This is a genomic window from Rhodococcus sp. M8, from assembly GCF_015654185.1.
GTDB classification, from domain to species: domain Bacteria; phylum Actinomycetota; class Actinomycetes; order Mycobacteriales; family Mycobacteriaceae; genus Rhodococcus; species Rhodococcus aetherivorans.
The window spans coordinates 2,223,986-2,243,421 of record NZ_CP064065.1; the positions used below are offsets into that span (position 1 = coordinate 2,223,986).

Below are 19,436 nucleotides of genomic sequence, written 5' to 3' on the forward strand. Positions count from 1 at the left end.
AGATCCGGACAGGGATCCTCGTCGCGGCAACCCGGCGCGGCGCGACGATCGCCCGTAGGTGACTACTCGCCGGTGAATCCGAACAGAGTCAGCTTCCGGTACAGCGACGACCGCGAGATTCCCAGCGCGCGCGCAGCGTGCACACGGTTGCCTCCGGTTTCCCGCAGGATCTTGGCGATGAGATCCCGTTCGGCGGACTCGACCGCGTTGAGTTGCCTGCGCGGACCGTGCCGGCACCATTCGGGCAGGTCCTCGACGGTGATGGCGCCCGCAGGCCGTTGTGCGACGGCGCTCCGCAGGGCCGCCTCGACCTCGTGGATGTTGCGCGGCCACGGATAGCGCGCCAGCACCCGCATGGCGTCGGGAGCGACCGCTCGGCTCTGCGATCCGCTGATCTTGCGGAGCACCTGCGCCACGACCCCGGCGATGTCGTCGGTGCGGTGCCGCAGCGCAGGAACGTGCACGGTCCGGTCGAGCGCCGCCAGCAGCGGTGCCAGGGTCTCGGACGGCGGCTCCTCGGACTCCTCCATGGTGGCCACGACGAAGATGTGCTCGGGGACGGATTCCGCCAGGGTCTCGGCCAAGGTCGTCGTGAGCGGGGCGGGCATGGCCTGGATGTTGCGCAGCACGTACAGGGTGGGGTTGGTGGAGGAAACCGTGAGCCCGGACAGGTCGGTCTCGCTCCCGTCCACGAGGATGCTCCGGCCCCCGGCGTACAGGGAGTGGAAGATCTCCGACGCGAGAGACGCCTTCCCCGTGCCCGGTTCGCCGGTGAGGAGCAAATTCGCCCCGGCGGACAGGGCCTCCTCGATCTCGTTGCAGGCGCGCATCCACAGCGCGGAGGAACCGCTCGAGCGGAGACGATCGGTGCCGGCAGCGGCCAGACCGACCCGCCCGGAGTGCAGCCGGTGCTCGCGGACGCGGTTCGGAACGGACGGAAGCGGTGCCGCGGCCGCGGCCGCCTCGGAGACCTCGACGAGGTATCCGGCGGTGTCCTCGCCCGCCAGGATCCGGGTCGCGCGAACCCGGACGGACAGGCCGGTGCCCAGCTCGACCAGTTCGTCGATGCGCGCGCGGTGCCCGATGACGTAGTCGACGTGTTCACCGACACGGCGTTGGTCCTCCGGCGCGAGGAGGGTGTGGGCGAGCGGATTCGCGAGCGACATCGCGCTCCCGATCGCCATGAGGGCCGTGCCGCCGCGAGCGTCGGCCCGCACGAACGCGTCGAACAGCGCGTGCTGGCGGGCGCTCCGGTCCCGGAACAGATTCTGTTCGATCTCCGCCGCCGCGGTCCGCACGACGGTCGTGAGCAGCGGCGAGGAATGCTCGGTGAGGCAGCTGATGTCGATGACGCCGGCGACGCGTCCGCTGAACGGGTCCCGGATCGGCGCCCCGGAGCAGGCGAACGGCTGGAACCGTTCGTGGAAGTGCTCGGCGCCCTCGATCTGCACCGGGCGCCCGGATTCCAGCACGGTGCCGACGCCGTTGGTGCCGATCTGCCCCTCGCAGTAGTCGAATCCCGGCGCGAGGGAGACATGGTCGAGCAACCGTCCGATGGCGCGGGCCCCGTCGAGGCGCATCAGCACCTGTGCCTTGGCGTCGGTCAGGGCGATGCTCACCGGGACGTCGACGGTCTCCTCCGCGAGGCGGTCCAGGACCGGCAGCGAGCACTGGACCAGCCGAGAGGTCCGGTCCACCTCCCCCGCGAACCGGACCTCCCCACCGGACGGTCGCACGCCCGCCGCGGCGGAGCGCCGCCACGACGCGGACACGACGGAGGAGACCAGCGAATCGTCCGGTTCGCCGGAGTCGAGGAATCCGGCCCGGGCGACCGCCACCCGCAGCCGTCGGTCCGCGCTCTTCATCGGGCGCCTCGCCCCGGCACTCTCGTGATGCACGTCACGCCTCCAGGGTAGCGTCCGCCCCCGGGCCGGTGCCGCTCCCCGCGGCACCGGCGTGCAGGTAGTCCACGTTCAGGCACCGTGGCCGTCGAGCCGGGCCAGCCGGGCGAGCACCGTCTCCGGGACCGCATCCGCCGGCAGGTGCGCGAGCCGGAACGCGCCGCGGGCGTCCGGTACGGCAGCGTCGTCGGCGAGCCAGTAGCCGGAGCCGAGGACGTCACCCTCGTGCGCGCCGACCGAGACGGTGTCCTCGCCGCGCAGTCCGATCTCCCACCGGTAGTGCGCGGCCACGTTCGTCACCGGCACGTACGACTGCGGATCGACCGGCGGTAGCGCGGCGGCATCGGCGCCGGGCGCGATCCGCTCGTCGAGCAGGACCGCCGAGACCGGCACCTCGGCGAAGCCGCGCAGCCAGTCGGCGACGTACATCGCCGCGGCCTCGACGCGGTCCGCGTCCAGGTCCGCGACGTCTCCGGGGTGGGTCGCCGCCAGCCAGGCCCGCGGCGAGGGGATCTGCAGCACCAGCGGCAGCCGGGTCGTGCCGGCCACGGTGGCGGCGAGCGTCGCCACGGCGCGGGCGGTCGCGGCGTCCGCCAGCAGTGCCCGCAACGCGTACCCGGTCCGGGACCGTGCGGCCATCGCCTCGCGCAGGCGCGGGTCGTCCGCCGCGAGGCGGTAGTACTCGCCGAGATCGAGCAGCGTGACGTCCGGTCGCAGCAGCCCATGGGCCTGGTTGAGGAAGTTCGACAGCGCGGTGGGATCCTCCCAGGGCACCGGGTTGCCACGGAGCAGGACCCGGCGGCTGTAGTCGAGATGGTCGACGACGAGCGGGACCCGGCGCCCGGAGACCGGCGCGTCGAGTACGGCGGGAAACGAGATGGTCATGTTTCTGACTCCAGGGAGTGGGTGCCCGCACGGTGAGGGGAGCACACGTACGGGCACCCGGCTTGGGTGGATCCGGTGGCCGGAGCCGGCCGCAACCGGCTCCGGCCGGACCGGTTTCAGGACTTGCGGTGGACGATCTCGCCGTGCTTGGACTCGAGTTCCTTCACCCGGGCCGTGAGCTCGGCGATCTTCAGCTCCCGCCGGTCGGGCATCATGATGATCGGCATCTCGTCGATCGTCGTGGTGACCCGCTCGGCGCCGTGCACGGTGAAGTGCGTGGCGGTCAGTTCCTCGGTGTCGCCCCAGGATCCGTAGTACAGCAGATCCTGCGGCGGTTCGGGCGTCACGAACTTCTCGACGAACTCGCCGTAGGGCACACCGCGGGAGAGCCGGTCGCGCCGCATCGACGCGCGTAGCGCCTCCGTGGCGTCGACGTCCACGACGAACGTGTCCGGCGCGTACACGACGCCGTAGATGTCGTGCGCCACCTTCGCGGAGATCCGGTCGATCTCGAGATCCGCGACCACGTCCTCCGGGGCGCGTTCGAGCGGATCTCCGTACCCTCCGCCCGTGCCCTGCGAAATCATGTACAGCTCACCGTCCTTGGCGACGTCGAACTGCAGACCCATATGGCTGGTGCTGTACTCGGCGCCCTCGAAGGGCTGTTCGTTCATCACCTTCTCGATGGACAGGTCGAACCGTTCCGGGTTGCGGCGCAGTTCGTCGTAGACGTTGACGCCCTTGACCGTCGCGAGCGGGTAGGTGTTGCAGCCGTACCCGCCGAACTGTCCGCTGATGGAGGAGAACTTGGCACCGGAGGTCACCGTCATGAAGCCCCACAGCGGGGTGCCCTCGGCCGCCACGATCATCTCGTAGCCCATGCCGCCGCGGTACTTGCCGAAGCCCTGGTTGTCGCGGACGATCCGCTTGCTCACCAACTGCATGAAGGGCACCTCCTCCTCCATGACCTCCTGCTCGGCCGTGTCGGCCATCGCGCAGAAGAGCGGGGAGACCGCGTCCTCGCCGTCCCGGAACGCCTTGGCGCCGCCGCCCATGCCGTTCAGGTCGGCGCACAGGTTGCCGACCTGGTCGCCGTGCTGGGTGACCCCGCCCCACAGGAAGGTGTTGATCTGGTTGAACCAGGGCGCGATGACGTTGGAGAACTTCTCCGGGTTGGAGAATTGCAGCTTGGCCCAGGGATTCTGGAGCGCCGAGAAGCCGCGGAAGGAGGCCTGCAGCGACTGGCCCATGGGGGCGTCGTAGCCGGCGTCGGACCACGTGTGCTCGTCGGAGATGATCTCGATCGGGCTCATCGCGGAGGTGCAGCGCGGCAGATCCGGCCACCAGAACGCGAGGATGGCCTGCATCATCATCGACTTGACCGAGCACAGCGGCGAGTTGATGGCCCGGTTCAGGATCTCCGGTCCGCTGCCCCGCAGGTCGATGGTCATCTTGTCGCCCCGGACCGTGATGGAGCAGGCGAGCTTGATGAGGATGTTCTCCTTGAGGGTGGAGTCCATGAACTGGTTGAACCGGACCGTGCCGTCGGGCAGTTCCCGGATGCGCCGGCGCACCTCGGCCTCGACGTCCTCGACGGTGATCCGCAGCGCCGCGACGAACGTCTCCACGCCGACCTCGTCGATGATCTTGTCGACGCGTTCCTGGATGCGCTGGACCGCACCGATCTTCACCTTCAGGTCGGCCAGCTGGAGCTTCGGGTCGCGGACCGAGTGCTGCAGGAAGGTGAGCAGGTCGCGGCGCAGCTCGCCGCGCTCGACGATCTTGAACGGGCTCATCCGCAGGCCGTCGTCGAACGGGGTCTCCGAGCCGGAGGGCATGCCGCCCGGTTCGCAGGCGCCGTTCTCGCCCTCGTGGATCGTGGCGGCCACCCAGGCGATGATGCGGTCGTCCCGGATGATCGGCATGATCATCGACTGGTCGGTGTTGTGGACATTGCCGAAGCGGGCGTCGTTGTGGATGAACCCGTCGCCGGGGTGGATTCCGACGGTCGGCTCGTCCTTCCAGTACTTCATGATGTACCGGATGGGGTGGTGCAGGATCGCGGAGAAGGCGATCACGCCGTGGCAGGACAGGTAGGTGACGTCCCCGGCCGCCGTGTAGATGGCCGTGGTGAGGTCGCCCCACTTGGCGCCCGGCGCCGCACCCATCGCCTCGCACATCTCGAAGCCCTCGTCGAGGGCGCCCGCGAGGCGCTTGCGGATGCGGTCCACCTGGAGGGGGTCGACCCCGTCGGCGAGGCATTCCTGCTCGAACTCGCTGCGGGAGGTGATGTGGTGCGAACGCATGATCTCCCGGTCCGGCCCGAGGAACAGCGTCGTCTCGTCCATGAAGTCGTCGACCCACTGCTGCTCCTGCTCGTTCAGCGAAGCGGTGGCGAGGCGCTGCTCCGCAGCGGCTGTGAGGTCGTCGTGAAGTGCGGTCATGGCTGTGTCTCCTGTGTTTCTGCGCTAGTCCTTGAGGAACCAGACGGCGCCCTGCGGTGAGGGTTCGAGGCGCCAGCCCGGCTCGACGAGGTAGGTCGTGTTCTCGGTGGTGACGATCGCCGGACCGGGAATCACGTGGTGGTGACTCAGCGCGTCGGCGTCGTAGATCGCGGTGGTGATCGCCCGGGGATGCGCGACGAAATGGACGTCGCGGTGCCCGACCGGCGTCGGCAGCGTCCGCTCCCCGTCGTGGTGCAGGGAATCGAACTCGACGGTCTCACCGTTGACGTAGGACGCGACCCTGATGGTCTGGACGCGGATGCCGGCCTCGGGTGCGGCCGACCCCTCGCCGTAGCGCTTGGAGTAGATGTCGGAGAACGTACGGATCAGGTGGAGCACGTCACCGACGCCGTGGATCCGGTTGATGTCGAAGGCCACTGCCGTCGTCACGAGCTGGTTGCCGTAGCGCAGGTCCATCTCGAGGCGGTGCTCGATCGCCCCGTCGCCGACACCCTGGCGTCGCAGATCCTCCGCGCCCCGGGCCTCGAGCGCGGCGACGATGTCGTTGAATTCGTCGTAGCTGTCGTAGAGCCCGCGGGTGGTGGCGTTGTAGAGCACCACGTGGACGCCGCGCTCGTGGATGTGCAGCTGCTTCATGTTGCCGGCGCCGCAGGCGGAGAACACCGAGGAGAACGGCGGGGCGAGGATCTTGCGGATGCCGGCCTGGTCGGCGATCCCGCACGCGTGCAGCGGGCCGTTGCCGCCGTACGCGAGCATGGTGAAGTCCTCCGGCAAGTAGCCGCGCACCCGCAGCTCCTTGGCGATGCCGATCGCCATCTGCTCGTCGACGGACCGCTTGATGACCTTGGCGACGTCGATGACGTCGAGGTCGAGCTCGTCGCACAGCTGTTCCTCGACGGCGAACACCGCCCGCTTGCGGTTGAGCTTGATGAAGCCGTTGGCGTAGTTGTCCGGATCGAGGTAGCCGAGCAGCAGGTCGGCGTCGGTCACCGTGGGGCGCAGCCCGCCGCGGTCGTAGCAGGCCGGACCGGGGTCCGAGCCGGCGGACTCGGGCCCGAGCCGGACCGAGTGGTGGATCCGATCGTAGCTTGCGATGGAACCACCACCGGCGCCGAGGGTTTCGAGGTGGATCATCGGGACCGAGACCAGCCAGCGGTCGATCGTGGGCTGGAAGTCGTAGTGCTTCACGCCGCCCGCGGGTACCAGCCCGATGTCGAAGGACGTGCCGCCCATGTCGGTGGTGATGATGTTGCCGATCCCCGAGGACTCCGACAGATGCTCGGCGGCACTGACACCCGCGACGGGACCCGAGTGGATGGTCTGCAGGGCATCGGTCGAATTCATCTGGGCCATGCCGCCGGAGTTGTGGATGATGAGCATCGGCTTGTCGTAGCCCGAGTCGCGCAGGTTGTTCGCGAGCTGGCTCATGGCGTGGAACATGATGCCGTGCAGGAAGCCGTCGACGATGGTGGACGTCGCGCGGACGTACTCGCCCTTGCGCCCGGAGACCTGGTGGCCGAGCAGCACCGGGATCGCGCCGAGCTGATGCTCCGGGTACTCCTCCTGGATGATCTCCATGATCCGCAGCTCGTGGGTGGGATTCTCGGTGGCGTTCACCAGCGACACCACGAGCGCCTGCGCGCCGGCGTCGACGAGTTCGCGCACCATCGTGCGCACGTTCTGCTCGACGAGCGGGACGACGATCTCGCCGGCGGAGTTGACCCGCTCCTGGACCGACCGGATCAGGCTCCGGTGGACCAGCGGTTCGGGCCGCTCCGCGGCCGGCAGGTTCTGCTGCATCGACGGATCGAGTCCCTCGCCGTATCCGCGGCCGCGGGAGAGCGGGATGGTGTCCTCGAAGCCGTGGGTGACGATGGCACCGACGCGCGGGCCCTTGCGTTCGATGAGGGCGTTGGTGCCGAGCGTGGTCGCGTAGCGGACCGAATCCACCTGGGACAGGACGTCGTCCCGGTCCAGTTCGGCTCGGCGGCAGGCGAGGTCGAGTGCCTCGTTGAATCCCTGCGCCAGGTTGTGGTGGGTGGTGAGGGCCTTGGCCTCGACGTACTTGTCGTCCCAGGCGAAGAAGCAGTCGGTGAAGGTGCCGCCGATGTCGACGGAGATTCGTTTCATGGTGACGAGGTTCCTTGCGGGTCGCGGTGACTAGTGGTGGTTGTGGCGCCGGCCTTCGAACTCGCCCTCGGCGTCCTGGCCGGGGCCGTACGTGACGACCTGTCCGGGATCGGTACCGCGTTCGAGCCACTGGGCGCGCAAGGCGTCGACGTCCCATTCCATGTCGACGGTCGGGGGGTGTCCCGGCGGGATGTACTCGGTCTCGATCTGGGTGCCGCAGCCGGGGCAGTAGTACTCGAGGATGCGGCAGTAGGCCGGGTCCGGCGAGAAGGTGAACTCGTAGCGGTCGGGATCGATGATCGGCTGGTGGATCTCGCGCGGGTCGCGGTCGTAGACCAGGGTGCCTTCCTTGTAATTGCCGCGGGCGCTGCCGAGTTCGTGCCGGCACACCCGGCACACCCACAGTTCGCTGTCGAGGTCGATGACCAGGTATTCGGTCATGGGGATCTGCATGTCGTGCATCCTTCGAACGAGCCTGCGGTCGAACAGGCTTCGGGCTCTGTCGGTCAGTGGGTGTCGGTGAGCAGCAGGTCGCCGCCGGCGGTGACGTCGAACTTCCAGCCCTCCTGCACACGGGCGGTGAAGAAGGGGCCTTCGACGATGGCCGGGCCCTCGGCGGTAGCGCCAGGCTCCTGGTCGGCCAGCGCGAACACCGGCACCGCCCGTCGGCCGCCGGCTCCGAGCACGGTGCGATCCCCGGCCGCCCGGGGATCGCGGGCCTCGGCGAAGGAGCCGTGCGGGAGCTCGATCCGGTTCATCCGGCGGGTGGCCACCAGGGTCAGCGCGGTGGACGCGCCGGGCAGGAGCTCGACGCACTCGCCGGGTTCGTACGACGCCTCGTCGACCGTGGCCCCGTGCGCATCCTCGGTGGTCAGGGTCCAGGACAGTTCGCAGTCGGTGAGGGCGTGCCCCTCCTGGAACATGTCCCGTTCTGCCTTGGCCAGCAGGTCGGCCACGGCCGCGGCGAGCGTCGCCTCCGCCGTGTCCGCGACGTCGGCCTCGTAGCTCTGCCCGATGTCGGAGAACCCGATCCCGAAGGCGGAGAACACCGCCGCGAGCTTGGGGACGAGTACGCTGCGCACGCCCGCGACCCGCGCCGCGCCGCACGCACTCATCGGGCCGGCGCCGCCGAACGCGGCGATGGTGGTCTCGTCGGCCTCCGACACCGCGGGCGCGACGGCGTTGCCCATCGCGGTGAAGTACGCCTGCTCCATCGCGAGCAGCGCCTCGTCGAGGGTGAGGCCGAGAGGTTCGGCCACCGTGGCGGTGACGACGGCGCGGGCCCGGTCCGCGTCGAGGGTGAAGTCGCCGTCGAGGTAGGTGGTGGGGTCGAGGACGCCGAGGAGGAGGTTGACGTCGGTGATGGTGGCGGACGTGCCGCCGAAGCCGAAGCAGGCCGGTCCGGGTGCCGCACCGACGCTTTCCGGTCCGACGGTGATCGCCCCGTCGGTGACGGTGATGATGGAGCTGCCGCCGATGCCGGCCGACTCGACGTTCGACATCGGGAAGGAGGTCGGGATGCCGGCGATCGAGCCGCGGCGGTCGGTGAGGATCTCCCGCCCGGCCACCGTGCCGATGTCGGTCGTGGTGCCGCCGACGTCGATCATGAGAACGTGCTTGAGGCCGTAGATCTCGGCGAGCGCCCGGGTGCCTTCGAGGCCGCCGCGCGGGCCGGACGAGTACGTCTTGAGGGCCACGGACTTCGCGACGCGCGAGGAGGCGCCGTCGTTGCGGTAGATCAGCAGCGGGTTCTTGACGCGGTGGTCGCGCAGCCGGTGCTCGGCGTTGTAGAGGAACCGTTCCATCGTCGGGTGCAGGAACGTGTTGATCACGGCCGACCAGACCCGCCGGGCCGGCGTGCGGTCGGTGGTGAAGTCCCACGAGTACAGGAACGGAACCGAGCCGAGCAGGTGGCGCGGGAACTTGCGCAGCAGGATGCCGCGCAGCTTCCGCTCGCGTCCGTCGTCGGTGTCCCCGACGGCGACGACGATGCGGGCGGCACCGTCGGTGGTGAGACGGTTGACCCGGGCGACCAGCTCCCCCTCGAGGTCCGCGGCCTCGGCGTCGACGACGGCCACCCGGGCCCCGACGAGGTCGTCGAACAGCGCCTGCTGCTCGGGGGTGCGGCGCAGCTCGTCGACGAGGGCGGCCGAGTCGGTGATGATGCCGATGCGGGGGCCCTTGCGCTCGACGAGCGCGTTCGTCCCCTGCGTGGTCGAGTAACGGATGTGCGCCGTCGAGTGCAGCAGTGCAGGCAGGTCCTCGGCTCCGTAGATCTCCTTCGACACCTTCGTCAATCCGTCGAACAGGCACTGCGACAGATCGAACGGTGTGGTGAGGGTCTTGGTGAAGCTGAATTCGTGGCCGTCCCAGGCGCAGATGTCGGTGAGCGTGCCACCGTTGTCGATGTTGATGAGTCTGTCCATCGGGTGTCCCCCGTTTCGGGTTGCGGTGATGCGGTTCGAATGAGGAAGAGCATGCGTCCGGACCCGAGGATGTGAAGTGTGCCACTTTCGGACACCCGCTATGAGGTGGCTCATCTCCCGCCCTCGGACGCCCCTCGACCTGCGGATTCGAGCGCGCGTCGCCGGAACGGGACCGTTCGGCCCCCGAACCGGCGGGAGGGGTGGGCGGCTCCCGCGGACGGGGAGTGTCCGGAATTGGGACGGTGCACCGGCGGGCCACGACGGCGGGACACCGGCACCCGCGGCGGCCGGTGCCGTCCGCCGGCGGGCCACGACGGCGGGACACCGGCACCCGCGGCGGCCGGTGCCGTCCGCCGGCGATCCACGCGAAAGCCTTGTTGAGACAGCGTATTCGGTGGCCCCCGACGCTCCGGGGTGGCGACGACAGGCCACGGCGGCGCCTACCGTAAGGTCGGCTCGGTGACACCGCTCGAACTGTTCCTCGTCGCCCTGGCCGGGCTGGGCGCCGGCGCGATCAACGCGCTGGTCGGCTCCGGGACCCTCATCACCTTCCCGACCCTCGTCGCCTTCGGCCTGCCGCCGGTGACCGCCACGATGTCCAACGCGGTCGGACTCGTCGCGGGTGGGGTGTCGAGCACGTGGGGGTACCGGCGGGAGCTGCGCGGACAGTGGCCCCGGCTACGGTGGCAGATCCCCGCGTCGGTCTCCGGCGCGGTCCTCGGATCGTGGCTGCTGCTGAACCTGCCCGAGTCGGCCTTCGAGACGATCGTGCCCGTCCTGCTCGTGCTGGCGTTGCTCCTCGTCGTGCTCCAGCCGAAGCTGCAGCAGTGGGTGCTGCGCCGCTCCGGCGGCCCGGAGGAGCAGATCGGCCCCGCCCGGATGACGGCGCTGATCGTCGGCACCTTCGCAGTGGGCGTGTACGGCGGCTACTTCACAGCCGCGCAGGGCATCCTGCTGATGGGCCTGTTCGGCGCGCTGCTGCACGACCACATCCAGCGGCAGAACGCCGCGAAGAATCTGCTCTCGCTGTTGGTGAACGTCGTGGCCGCGACCGCCTACACGCTGGTCGCGTTCGACCGGATCGACTGGACGGTGGCGGCGCTGATCGCCGTGGGCTCGCTGATCGGCGGCGCCCTCGGCTCCCGGTACGGCCGCCGGCTCTCGCCCACGGCGCTGCGTGCCGTCATCGTCGTGGTCGGGTTGATCGGCTTGTACCGGCTGCTGGCCTGAGCGGTCGGTGACACACTCGAACGGTGAGCGACGAACCCACACCCGCGCCGGTCTGGAACTACCTCATGGACATGGACGGCGTCCTGGTCCACGAGGAACACCTGATTCCCGGCGCCGACGCGTTCCTGACCGAGCTGCGCGAGAACGGCACGCCGTTCATGGTGCTCACCAACAACTCGATCCGCACTCCGCGGGATCTGCGGGCCCGGCTGCTGCGCACCGGCCTCGACGTCCCGGAGAAGTCGATCTGGACGTCGGCGCTGGCGACGGCGACGTTCCTGGCGAATCAGCGCCCCGGTGGCAGCGCATACGTGGTGGGCGAGTCGGGGCTGACCACGGCCCTGCACGACATCGGCTACGTCCTCACCGACAGCGATCCGGACTACGTCGTCCTGGGGGAAACCCGCACGTACTCGTTCGAGGCGATCACCACGGCGATCCGGCTCGTCGAGCGGGGTGCCCGGTTCATCGCGACCAATCCGGATCCGACCGGGCCGTCGCGGGAGGGCTCGCTCCCCGCCACCGGGGCCGTCGCTGCCCTGATCACCCGCGCGACGGGCCGCGAACCGTACTTCGTGGGCAAGCCCAACGCCCTGATGATGCGGTCCGCCCTGCGCGCGATCGGCGCGCACTCGGAGCACACGCTCATGATCGGCGACCGCATGGACACCGATATCGTCTGCGGCCTCGAGGCGGGCCTGCAGACACTGCTGGTCCTCACCGGCATCTCCACCCGCGAGTCCGTGGAGATGTTCCCCTACCGGCCCACCCGCGTCATCGAATCGATCGCGGAACTGGTGGGGCGCACCGCGAATCCGTTCTGAGCGGCATCGAGCGGGCGGTTTCGACGCCGAAGGGGAGGTTGTCGCGCATGCCACTCGGGCGATGCCGCAACAACCTCCCCGTCACCGTTCATCCATGACGCCACTGCCCGGCCCCCACCGGACCGGGCAGCGACGACGCCCCGCCGACGAGAGGATGAGGTTCTCGTCGGCGGGGCTGCTCACCTCTGAAGGCGCCTCGCTCAGCCGATGCTGAAGGGCTGGCCCCAGAGGGTGACCTGCTGGGTCGCAGTCGGGGTGTCGACCGTGACCTTGACGTAGCTGCGGGCCTGGGCGAAGCCGGCGCAACCGGTCACACCGAGGGTCGAGTCGCCCCAGGTGACGGTGCCGCTCGCACCCTTGAAGGTGTTGAAGTTGCGGTGCACCTCGGCGCCGAAGGGATCGACCTGGGTCAGGTCGAGAACCTTGTAGTCGTAGGCCTGGTTCGGCTTGAGGGTGATACCGGCGTTGCCCGTCACCGAGCCACTGGCAGACTCTCCCGAGGTGCCCATTCCGGCGCCCAGGCCGGCCCCCGCACCGAGGTTGGCCGTCATGCCGAGCTGGCAGCCGACGATGTAGCCGGGCTGGATCCGTCCGCCGATCGCGGCACCCGGCCCGCTGAGGTCGACCTTGGCCGTGCCGGAAACCCACACGTTGCGGTGCAGCGGGGTGGCACCCATGGAGGGCGAGATGGTGGCGGTCTCACCGGTCCGGGTGACGGTGACGACGGTGCCGTCGGGCAGCGTCTCGCTGATCGAGCCGTCCTCCAGCGGAACGAAGGTGTCGGCATTGGCCGCGCCGACGGAGGCGAATCCGATTGCAACGGCGACGGTTGCACCGACACCGGCGGTCTTGAGCGCGCGGCGCAGGCCGGTCTTGAAGCTGGTCTTCATGGTCTCTCTCTCGAGGTTCTACGCTCGTGCGAGCGAGGGTAAGGAGGGGTGGCCTGGAGATGCTCAGCCGATGCTGAACGGCTGGCCGTACAGGGTGGTCTTGGAGTAGTTGTTTCCGGTGACCTCGAGGACCGTGTACGAACGAGCCTGGGCGTAGCCGCCGCAGCCCTGAGCGTCGATCTGGGCATCCTGGTACTGGATGGTGTACGTGCCGTCCTTCTTGATGTCCCTGCCCTGGACCGGCACGAAGCGGACCTGACCAGCGGTCATGGGTGCCGTGATACCTGCCGAACCGCCGACCGACGCATTGCCGGTCTCCTTGGCAAGATCGCCGGACATGCCTACGTTGAGACCCAGCGTGCCCGACATCTGGCTGATGTCCACCTGGCAGCCGACGATGTAGCCGGTGGTCAGGCGCGGAACGCCGTTGGTCGAGGTGCCCTGAGTGCCGTTCTGGTTGACCGAACCGTCGGGGTTCTCGGCGATACCACCGTTGGAGGGACCGGCCTCCGCAGTGGCGGGAACACCCTTGACGTCGGCGGTGATCGTGCCGGACACCCACGCCACGCGACCAGCGCCGTTAGCAGCGAGCGACGGCGAGATCAGCGCAGTTTCGGCGAAACGCTTGATGACGTTCCCATTGGGGGCGACGATTTCGCCGTCGGGCAGCGGCACGAAGGTGTCGGCGTTCGCCGCACCCGCGGACAGGAAGCCCAGGGCGATCGCAGCAGCAGCTGCGACACCACCGATGCGTGCGCCGCGGCGGAGGCCGGACGTGTGCTTGATGCTCAATTCATTCCCCTACTCAGGTGTGCGGTTACCCGGGCGCCCCCGGGCACGGCTGATCACGGCCGCGGGCGACCGCCGCGGTCGATTCGGATGTGCCTTCTGGTCAGGTCGGGCGAGATACCGGTCGGTTTCTCGCACAGGCGGATTCAGGTGTCGTTGGCGTGCTGCCCCGAAGGGCACTGTGGACCGACACCCCCGCTCGGACCCCAGTTCGTTTCGGAACGATAACACGCCCGATGCGAAGGGTCACTAAACAGTTACGGCTGTGTTCCAGATCACATCTGCACACACTCGTGTGCGATCGGAGGTTTATGTGTGACCGGGAATCCGACTTGCACAGAACGAAGTTCGATGCTCTAGCGCAACCGCATCGGAATGCCCGCCACGACCAACGTCACCGCCTCCGACTCGGCGGCCACCCGCGCGTTGAGCCGCCCGAGCAGGTCGCGGAAGAGCCGGCCGGACGCCGTCGGCGGCACCACGCCGCTGCCGACCTCGTTGCTGACCGCCACCACCGGCACGGCACACGAACGCCACGCCTCGAGCAAGTCCTCGACGTCCGCCTCGACCGCGGCGACGTCGCCGCCCGACCACACGTCGTGACGGTCCAGACGGGCGGTGAGCCAGGTCCCGAGGCAGTCGATCAGCAACGGCTCGCGCGACCCGCGCAGTACGGATGCCACGTCGTCGGTCTCCACCGTCGTCCACGACCGCGGCCGACGGACGCGGTGCAGCGCCACCCGCTCGGCCCACTCCGCGTCGCCGTCGCGCGTGCCGCCGGTCGCCACGTACGTCACCGCCGGGAACGATTCGAGCAACTCCTCGGCGTGCTGCGACTTGCCGGAGCGGACACCGCCGAGTACCAGGGTGCGCTGCGTCGCAGCGGCTTTGCCGGTCGGTTGTCCCACCGTCGTCACCTCACCGTCGTCGCCCGGTCGCGCCCCGCAGGCCGCCAGGCGGATCCGCAACTGCGCGACCGGCGGGTTGTGGTGCCCCAGATGCACGGCCACCACGTCGGTCCGCTCGGTCACCGCCCCGCACGCGCGCAGCGCCCCCACCGTCTCGCCGAACGCGGGCAGCGTGTGGTGCGCGTCCCCCAGATCGATGCGGTCACCGAACGTCTCCTCCAGGAAGACCGCGTCGTACCCCGCGCCGGCGACCCGCTCGAACCAGTCCGCGGGCAGCGGGCCGGTGTCGCACGCCCACAGCAACCGGTCGCCGCCCGGGCCCTGCACGTCGTAGAGCACCGAGTCTCCCTCTCTCAGGACCCGGTGGGCGGCGGGCAGGACCCGCACCCGATACTCGCCCACCGTCAGCACGTCCCCGGCCGCGACGGGCACGAACCGCACCGCGTCGGTGGGACCCACCCAGTCCCGGCACTGGTCCAGCGTGTCGGGGGGTCCGATCACCTCGATCTCGAAATCCACTGTCGCCCAAGCACGGAACAGCAGCGCCTGCGGGCCGAGATGGTCGGGATGCGAATGGGTGAGCAGGATGTGCCGCACCCCGGCGAGGGTGCGGGCGTGGCGCAGGGCCGCGCGCGGCGCCTCGGGCCCGCAGTCGAGCATGAGGACGTCGTCCACCAGCGCCGCCGTCTGCCCGCGTATCTCGCCGCTGGCGGCCGCGTCCGAGCACGATGCGCACGTGCAGAACGGGTTCGGCCAGCCGTCGGCCGCACCCGTGCCCAGCAGCAGGACCTCCATCACGAACCCTCCGATTCGGTTCGGCCGGAACAGCTCCCGCGAACCGGAACGATAGCCGGTCCGGAACCGGGTCGGTCCACCACCTCGACGCGCGCGCCGTACACGTCGGCGATCCGCCGGGCCGTCAGCACCTGCCGGGGCGTGCCGTCGGCGACGACGCGGCCGTCGGCGAGCAGCACCAGCCGTCCGCCGTACAGCGCCGCCGAGGTCAGGTCGTGCATGGCCGCGAGGACGGTGAGCCCGTTCTCCGCGCGCATCGACTCCACCAGGTCCAGCACGTGCTGCTGGTGGCCGATGTCGAGGGCGCTGGTGGGCTCGTCCAGCAGCAGCACCTTCGGCTCCTGCGCGAGTGCGCGCCCGAGCACCACCCGTTGCAGCTCACCGCCGGACAGCTCGGTCGCCGGCCGCGCGGCCAGCCCGCGCAGGTCGAGGCGGTCGAGCACCGACTCGACCACCTCGCGGTCGTGCGCCGACTCGGTCGCGAACCGCGGCATGTGCGGGGTACGGCCGAGCCGGATCAGGTCGGCGACGGTCATGCCCTCGGGCACCACCGGCCGCTGCGGCATGAGCGCCACCGTCCGGGCCATCGCCCGGCGTCCGGCGTGAGCGGGGTCCAGGCCGCCGACGCGGATCCGGCCGGTCGCGGGCACCAGGCCCGCGAGCGCGTGCAGCAGCGTGGTCTTCCCACCGCCGTTGGGCCCGACGAGCGCGACCCACTCCCCCTGTCCGACAAGCAGGTCCACCCCGTGCAGGACGGTCTTGCCGCCACGGGCGACGCTCAGGCCGTGGCAGTCGACGGCGTTCACGACACCCCCCGATGCCGGCGCAGCACGACGAGGAAGAACGGGGCGCCGACGGCCGCGGTCACCACGCCGATGGGCAGTTCGGCCGGGGACATCACGGTCCGGGCCAGCACGTCCGCCAGGACGAGGAAGGCGGCCCCGATCATCAGCGACAGTGGCAGCAGCAGCCGGTGCCCCGGGCCGACGATCAGCCGGATCGCGTGCGGCACCACGATTCCGACGAAGCCGATGAGCCCGCTGGCGCCGACCACGGCGGCGGTGCCGAGGGTGGCCACGCACACCAGGACCAGCCGGACCCGGGCCGGGCTCACGCCGAGGCTCGCGGCCTCCACGTCGCCGACCGCCATCACGTCGAGCATCCGGCGGTGCAGCAGGATGACCGCGGCGGACACCACGACGTACGGCAGCACGACGACCACGTCGGACCAGCCGTCGGTGCTGAGGCGGCCGAGCAGCCACGTGTACACCTGCCGCAGGGTGTCGTCGTAGAGCTGCTGGACGAACGTCTGCGCCGCATTGGCGAACGCCGCGACCGCGACGCCGGCCAGGATGATGACGACCTCCGAACGCATCCCGCCGACGCTGCGCCCGAGCGCGTACGTGGCGGCGACGGCCACCAGGCCGCCGGCGAACGCGGCGACCGGCACCCCGGCGGCGCCGAGCGCCCCGCCGAGCGCGATCGCGAGGGTGGCGCCCAGGCCCGCCCCGCTCGACACGCCGAGCAGGTAAGGATCGGCCAGCGGGTTGCGGAACACCCCCTGGTAGGTGGCGCCCGCGATGGCGAGCATCGCACCGACCAGCGCGCCGAGCGCCACCCGCGGCATCCGGATGTTCCACAGGATGGCCTGCTGCCGCGTCGTCAGTCCGGAGTCGACGTCGACGAACGGCAGGGCGTCGATCAGCTCGAGGAACACGCCGCGCACGGTGAGCCCGGCGGGGCCGACGAGCACGCCGACGTGCAGCGCGACCACCAGGACGAGGGCTGCCGCGCCGAGCACCAGGGCCGGGTGGCGCGCGGCGCGGGTCACCGGGTGGGCTGCGCGGCGGGTTCGGACGCGGGCGCGGCGGCCACGATCGTCCCGAGGTGCCGCACGAGGTCCACGACCCGGGGTCCCCAGCGGCTGGCGACGTCCTCGTCGAGCACGTGGACCTGGCCGGACCGGACGGCCGTCAGCTCGCCCCAGCCGGCGCGGGCGGCCACGGTGTCCGGGGTGACACCGCAGCACTGCCCGTCGGCGAGGAAGATCAGGTCGGGGTCGGCGTCGAGGACGTACTCGGCGGACAGCTGCGGGTAGGCGTCGGCTCCGGCGGCGTCGCCGATCGAACGCAGGCCGAGCATCGAGTAGATGCCGCCGATGAAGGTGCCGCCGGTGACGCTGTAGTAGGTGTCGTCGAGCTCGTGGTAGTAGGTCAGCGGGGCCGGGCGCGGGGGCAGCCCGGCGACGACCTCGTCGATGTCGCTGCGCATCGAGGCGACGAGTTCGGCCGCGTCGCCGACGTGCCCGGTGGCGGCGCCGAGCTGCTCCATCTGCGTGTACGCCTCGTCGAGGGTGGTGGCGGCGGGCAGCAGCAGCGTGGGGACGCCGGCCGCCTCGAGGCCGGAGACGAGGTCGCCGACGTCCATGGCGACCACGAGGTCCGGTTCGTAGCCGAGCACGGCCTCGACGTTCGGCGAGTATCCGGACAGGGCGGTGACGGGCGCCTCCGCGGGGAAATCGGACTGGTCGTCGACGGCGACGACCTGGTCGCCGGCGCCGACGGCGTAGAGCATCTCGGTGGCGGTGGGGCTGAGGGAGACGATCGATCCGGGGACCGCGTCGAGGGTGATCGCGCCGTCGCCGGAGCCCACGGTGACCGGGAAGGTGCCGTCGCCGGACGACGCGGAGGCCGGGTCGGATCCGCCGCTCGAGCCGCACGAGGCGGCGAGCAGGGCGAGCGCGGCGAGTCCGGTAGCGAACAGCCGGCGGGCGGGCGCAGTGGGGGCAGGCACAGCCATCCTCCGTGAGGCGGAGGACGAAAACAGCACGGCTGCAACGGATCACCGTTGCGGCACGACACCGTCCTTCGTCCGAGGACCAGTACGTGACCGCCGCGCCGGCCGACCTGACTCGTCCGGCAGCGCGCTGCCGGCCTCACAGTTGCGGGACAGTGCCGGATTACACCGGACTTCACCGATACGCTGCGGCACCCCGCCGGCAAGCGGGGTCACCGCAGCGTATCGCAGGACGCCGGGTCCGGGGACGGCGGCCCGACGCCGTCTTCGACCGGTTCCCCACCCCGGTGACCCCATCGGAGGACGTCGACACCGTCAGTGCACCGCGCCGCGCTTCTTCCGTTTCGGAATCAGGTGCGCGATCAGGACGATGATCGCGCCCACGACGAGCCCGACGAGTGCGGACGCCACGGTCCCGGCAGTCCAGGACAGCACACCGCCGAAGCCGCCGTGCACGAGATCGCCGAACCAGTGTTCGAGATCGTGGAGGCGATCGGCCGGCCAATGGAATCCTGCCTCGCCGACGTTGACGAGCAGGATGTGGCCACCGACCCACAGCATCGCGGCGATCCCGACCACGGTGAGCACCGTCATCACCTTCGGCATCGCGGCCACGAGCCCCCGCCCGAATCGTCGACTGAACGACGATCGGCGTCGGGCGAGCGACAGGCCCACGTCGTCCATCTTCACGATCAGCGCGACCGCGCCGTACACCAGGGCGGTGATGAGGATCGCGACGACGACGAGCACCAGCAGCCGGGTGAGGAACGGTTCGTCCTCGACCGACGCCAGTGAGATCACCATGATCTCGGCCGACAGGATGAGGTCGGTGCGGATCGCGCCGCTGACCATCGACTTCTCGAATTCCGGCCCGCTCTGCCCCGCGGTCGCGTCCTCGTCGTGGTGACCACCGGTGAGTGCTTCGTAGACCTTCTCGGCCCCCTCGTAGCACAGGTACAGACCACCGGCGATCAACAGGTAGGGCAGCGCCTGGGGCAGGAACTGGCTCAGGAGCATCGCCACCGGCAGGATGATCAGGAGCTTGTTGCGGATCGACCCGGTCGCGATCTTGCGGATGATCGGCAGTTCACGATCGGGGGTGAACCCGTGCACATAGCGCGGGGTGACGGCGGTGTCGTCGACGACGACACCGGCCGCCTTGACGCCGGCCTTGCCGGCCGCGGCGCCGATATCGTCGATGGACGCCGCGGCCGCCTTCGTCAGTGCCGCGACGTCGTCCAACAGGGCGACGAGACCACCAGCCACGGGAACCTCCCACAGTTCGGCTGTGCAGAGCCGATCGAACGACACGCAGTTGCGGGTCGACTTGTACGTTACCGAAGCACACCCGACCGCCGAGCCGGCTCTCCTTCGGTGTCCGGTACGGCCGGTGTCAT

General features: G+C 70.1%; 15 protein-coding genes and 1 riboswitch. Of the genes, 2 read left to right on the plus strand and 13 right to left on the minus strand.

Translation table 11 applies throughout. The annotated features are described in order from the left end of the window. Window positions 1-62 precede the first annotated feature (62 nt). The 6 genes from ISO16_RS09960 to ISO16_RS09985 all read right to left on the minus strand — a co-directional run bounded on the left by ISO16_RS09960 (window position 63) and on the right by ISO16_RS09985 (window position 9,807). Complete coding sequence (locus ISO16_RS09960) at window positions 63-1,865, minus strand: sigma-54-dependent Fis family transcriptional regulator (RefSeq protein WP_230304508.1); 1,803 nt, start codon at window positions 1,863-1,865, stop codon at window positions 63-65. A 108-nt stretch (window positions 1,866-1,973) separates the two neighbouring features. Further along, entirely contained in the window at window positions 1,974-2,786 is an 813-nt protein-coding gene (locus ISO16_RS09965) for a hypothetical protein (RefSeq protein WP_006945518.1), read from the minus strand. 116 nt (window positions 2,787-2,902) lie between these two features. Next, window positions 2,903-5,230 (minus strand): hydantoinase B/oxoprolinase family protein, encoded by a 2,328-nt coding sequence (locus ISO16_RS09970; RefSeq protein ID WP_072635861.1) that lies wholly within the window; start codon window positions 5,228-5,230, stop codon window positions 2,903-2,905. 24 nt (window positions 5,231-5,254) lie between these two features. Further along, complete coding sequence (locus ISO16_RS09975; protein ID WP_006945516.1) at window positions 5,255-7,381, minus strand: hydantoinase/oxoprolinase family protein; 2,127 nt, start codon at window positions 7,379-7,381, stop codon at window positions 5,255-5,257. A 30-nt stretch (window positions 7,382-7,411) separates the two neighbouring features. After that, on the minus strand, window positions 7,412-7,834 hold the full coding sequence (locus ISO16_RS09980; protein ID WP_006945515.1) for an acetone carboxylase subunit gamma: 423 nt from the start codon (window positions 7,832-7,834) through the stop codon (window positions 7,412-7,414). Between the two features lie 53 nt (window positions 7,835-7,887). Beyond that, window positions 7,888-9,807 (minus strand): hydantoinase/oxoprolinase family protein, encoded by a 1,920-nt coding sequence (locus tag ISO16_RS09985; protein ID WP_072635862.1) that lies wholly within the window; start codon window positions 9,805-9,807, stop codon window positions 7,888-7,890. A 459-nt stretch (window positions 9,808-10,266) separates the two neighbouring features. Between ISO16_RS09985 and ISO16_RS09990 the strand changes: the two genes are divergently transcribed. Both ISO16_RS09990 and ISO16_RS09995 read left to right on the plus strand, forming a co-directional pair. Continuing rightward, window positions 10,267-11,037: a sulfite exporter TauE/SafE family protein gene (locus tag ISO16_RS09990; protein ID WP_072635966.1), complete on the plus strand. Its 771-nt coding sequence runs from the start codon at window positions 10,267-10,269 to the stop codon at window positions 11,035-11,037. Between the two features lie 65 nt (window positions 11,038-11,102). Further along, the gene (locus ISO16_RS09995) at window positions 11,103-11,861 is read left to right on the plus strand and encodes an HAD-IIA family hydrolase (RefSeq protein WP_044476465.1); all 759 of its coding nucleotides are present in this window, start codon (window positions 11,103-11,105) and stop codon (window positions 11,859-11,861) included. Between the two features lie 200 nt (window positions 11,862-12,061). Here the strand turns inward: ISO16_RS09995 and ISO16_RS10000 are convergent, their stop codons facing one another. The 7 genes from ISO16_RS10000 to ISO16_RS10030 form a co-directional block, all read right to left on the minus strand. Further along, window positions 12,062-12,751: an MspA family porin gene (locus ISO16_RS10000; RefSeq protein ID WP_065922257.1), complete on the minus strand. Its 690-nt coding sequence runs from the start codon at window positions 12,749-12,751 to the stop codon at window positions 12,062-12,064. Window positions 12,752-12,814: 63 nt separating this feature from the next. After that, the gene (locus tag ISO16_RS10005; protein ID WP_065922256.1) at window positions 12,815-13,543 is read right to left on the minus strand and encodes an MspA family porin; all 729 of its coding nucleotides are present in this window, start codon (window positions 13,541-13,543) and stop codon (window positions 12,815-12,817) included. A gap of 353 nt (window positions 13,544-13,896) precedes the next feature. Further along, complete coding sequence (locus ISO16_RS10010; protein ID WP_072635863.1) at window positions 13,897-15,243, minus strand: bifunctional adenosylcobinamide kinase/adenosylcobinamide-phosphate guanylyltransferase; 1,347 nt, start codon at window positions 15,241-15,243, stop codon at window positions 13,897-13,899. Further along, the gene (locus tag ISO16_RS10015; RefSeq protein ID WP_072635864.1) at window positions 15,243-16,049 is read right to left on the minus strand and encodes an ABC transporter ATP-binding protein; all 807 of its coding nucleotides are present in this window, start codon (window positions 16,047-16,049) and stop codon (window positions 15,243-15,245) included. The genes ISO16_RS10010 and ISO16_RS10015 overlap by 1 nt, the downstream gene beginning before the upstream one ends. After that, window positions 16,046-17,074: a FecCD family ABC transporter permease gene (locus ISO16_RS10020; protein WP_006945506.1), complete on the minus strand. Its 1,029-nt coding sequence runs from the start codon at window positions 17,072-17,074 to the stop codon at window positions 16,046-16,048. The genes ISO16_RS10015 and ISO16_RS10020 overlap by 4 nt, the downstream gene beginning before the upstream one ends. Then, complete coding sequence (locus ISO16_RS10025) at window positions 17,071-18,042, minus strand: ABC transporter substrate-binding protein (protein ID WP_072635865.1); 972 nt, start codon at window positions 18,040-18,042, stop codon at window positions 17,071-17,073. The genes ISO16_RS10020 and ISO16_RS10025 overlap by 4 nt, the downstream gene beginning before the upstream one ends. 80 nt (window positions 18,043-18,122) lie before the next feature. After that, window positions 18,123-18,265: riboswitch (cobalamin riboswitch) on the minus strand. Between the two features lie 89 nt (window positions 18,266-18,354). Continuing rightward, window positions 18,355-19,305 carry a DUF808 domain-containing protein gene (locus ISO16_RS10030; RefSeq protein WP_170913968.1) on the minus strand — a complete coding sequence of 317 codons (951 nt, stop codon included), beginning with the start codon at window positions 19,303-19,305 and terminating at the stop codon, window positions 18,355-18,357. Window positions 19,306-19,436 lie beyond the last annotated feature (131 nt).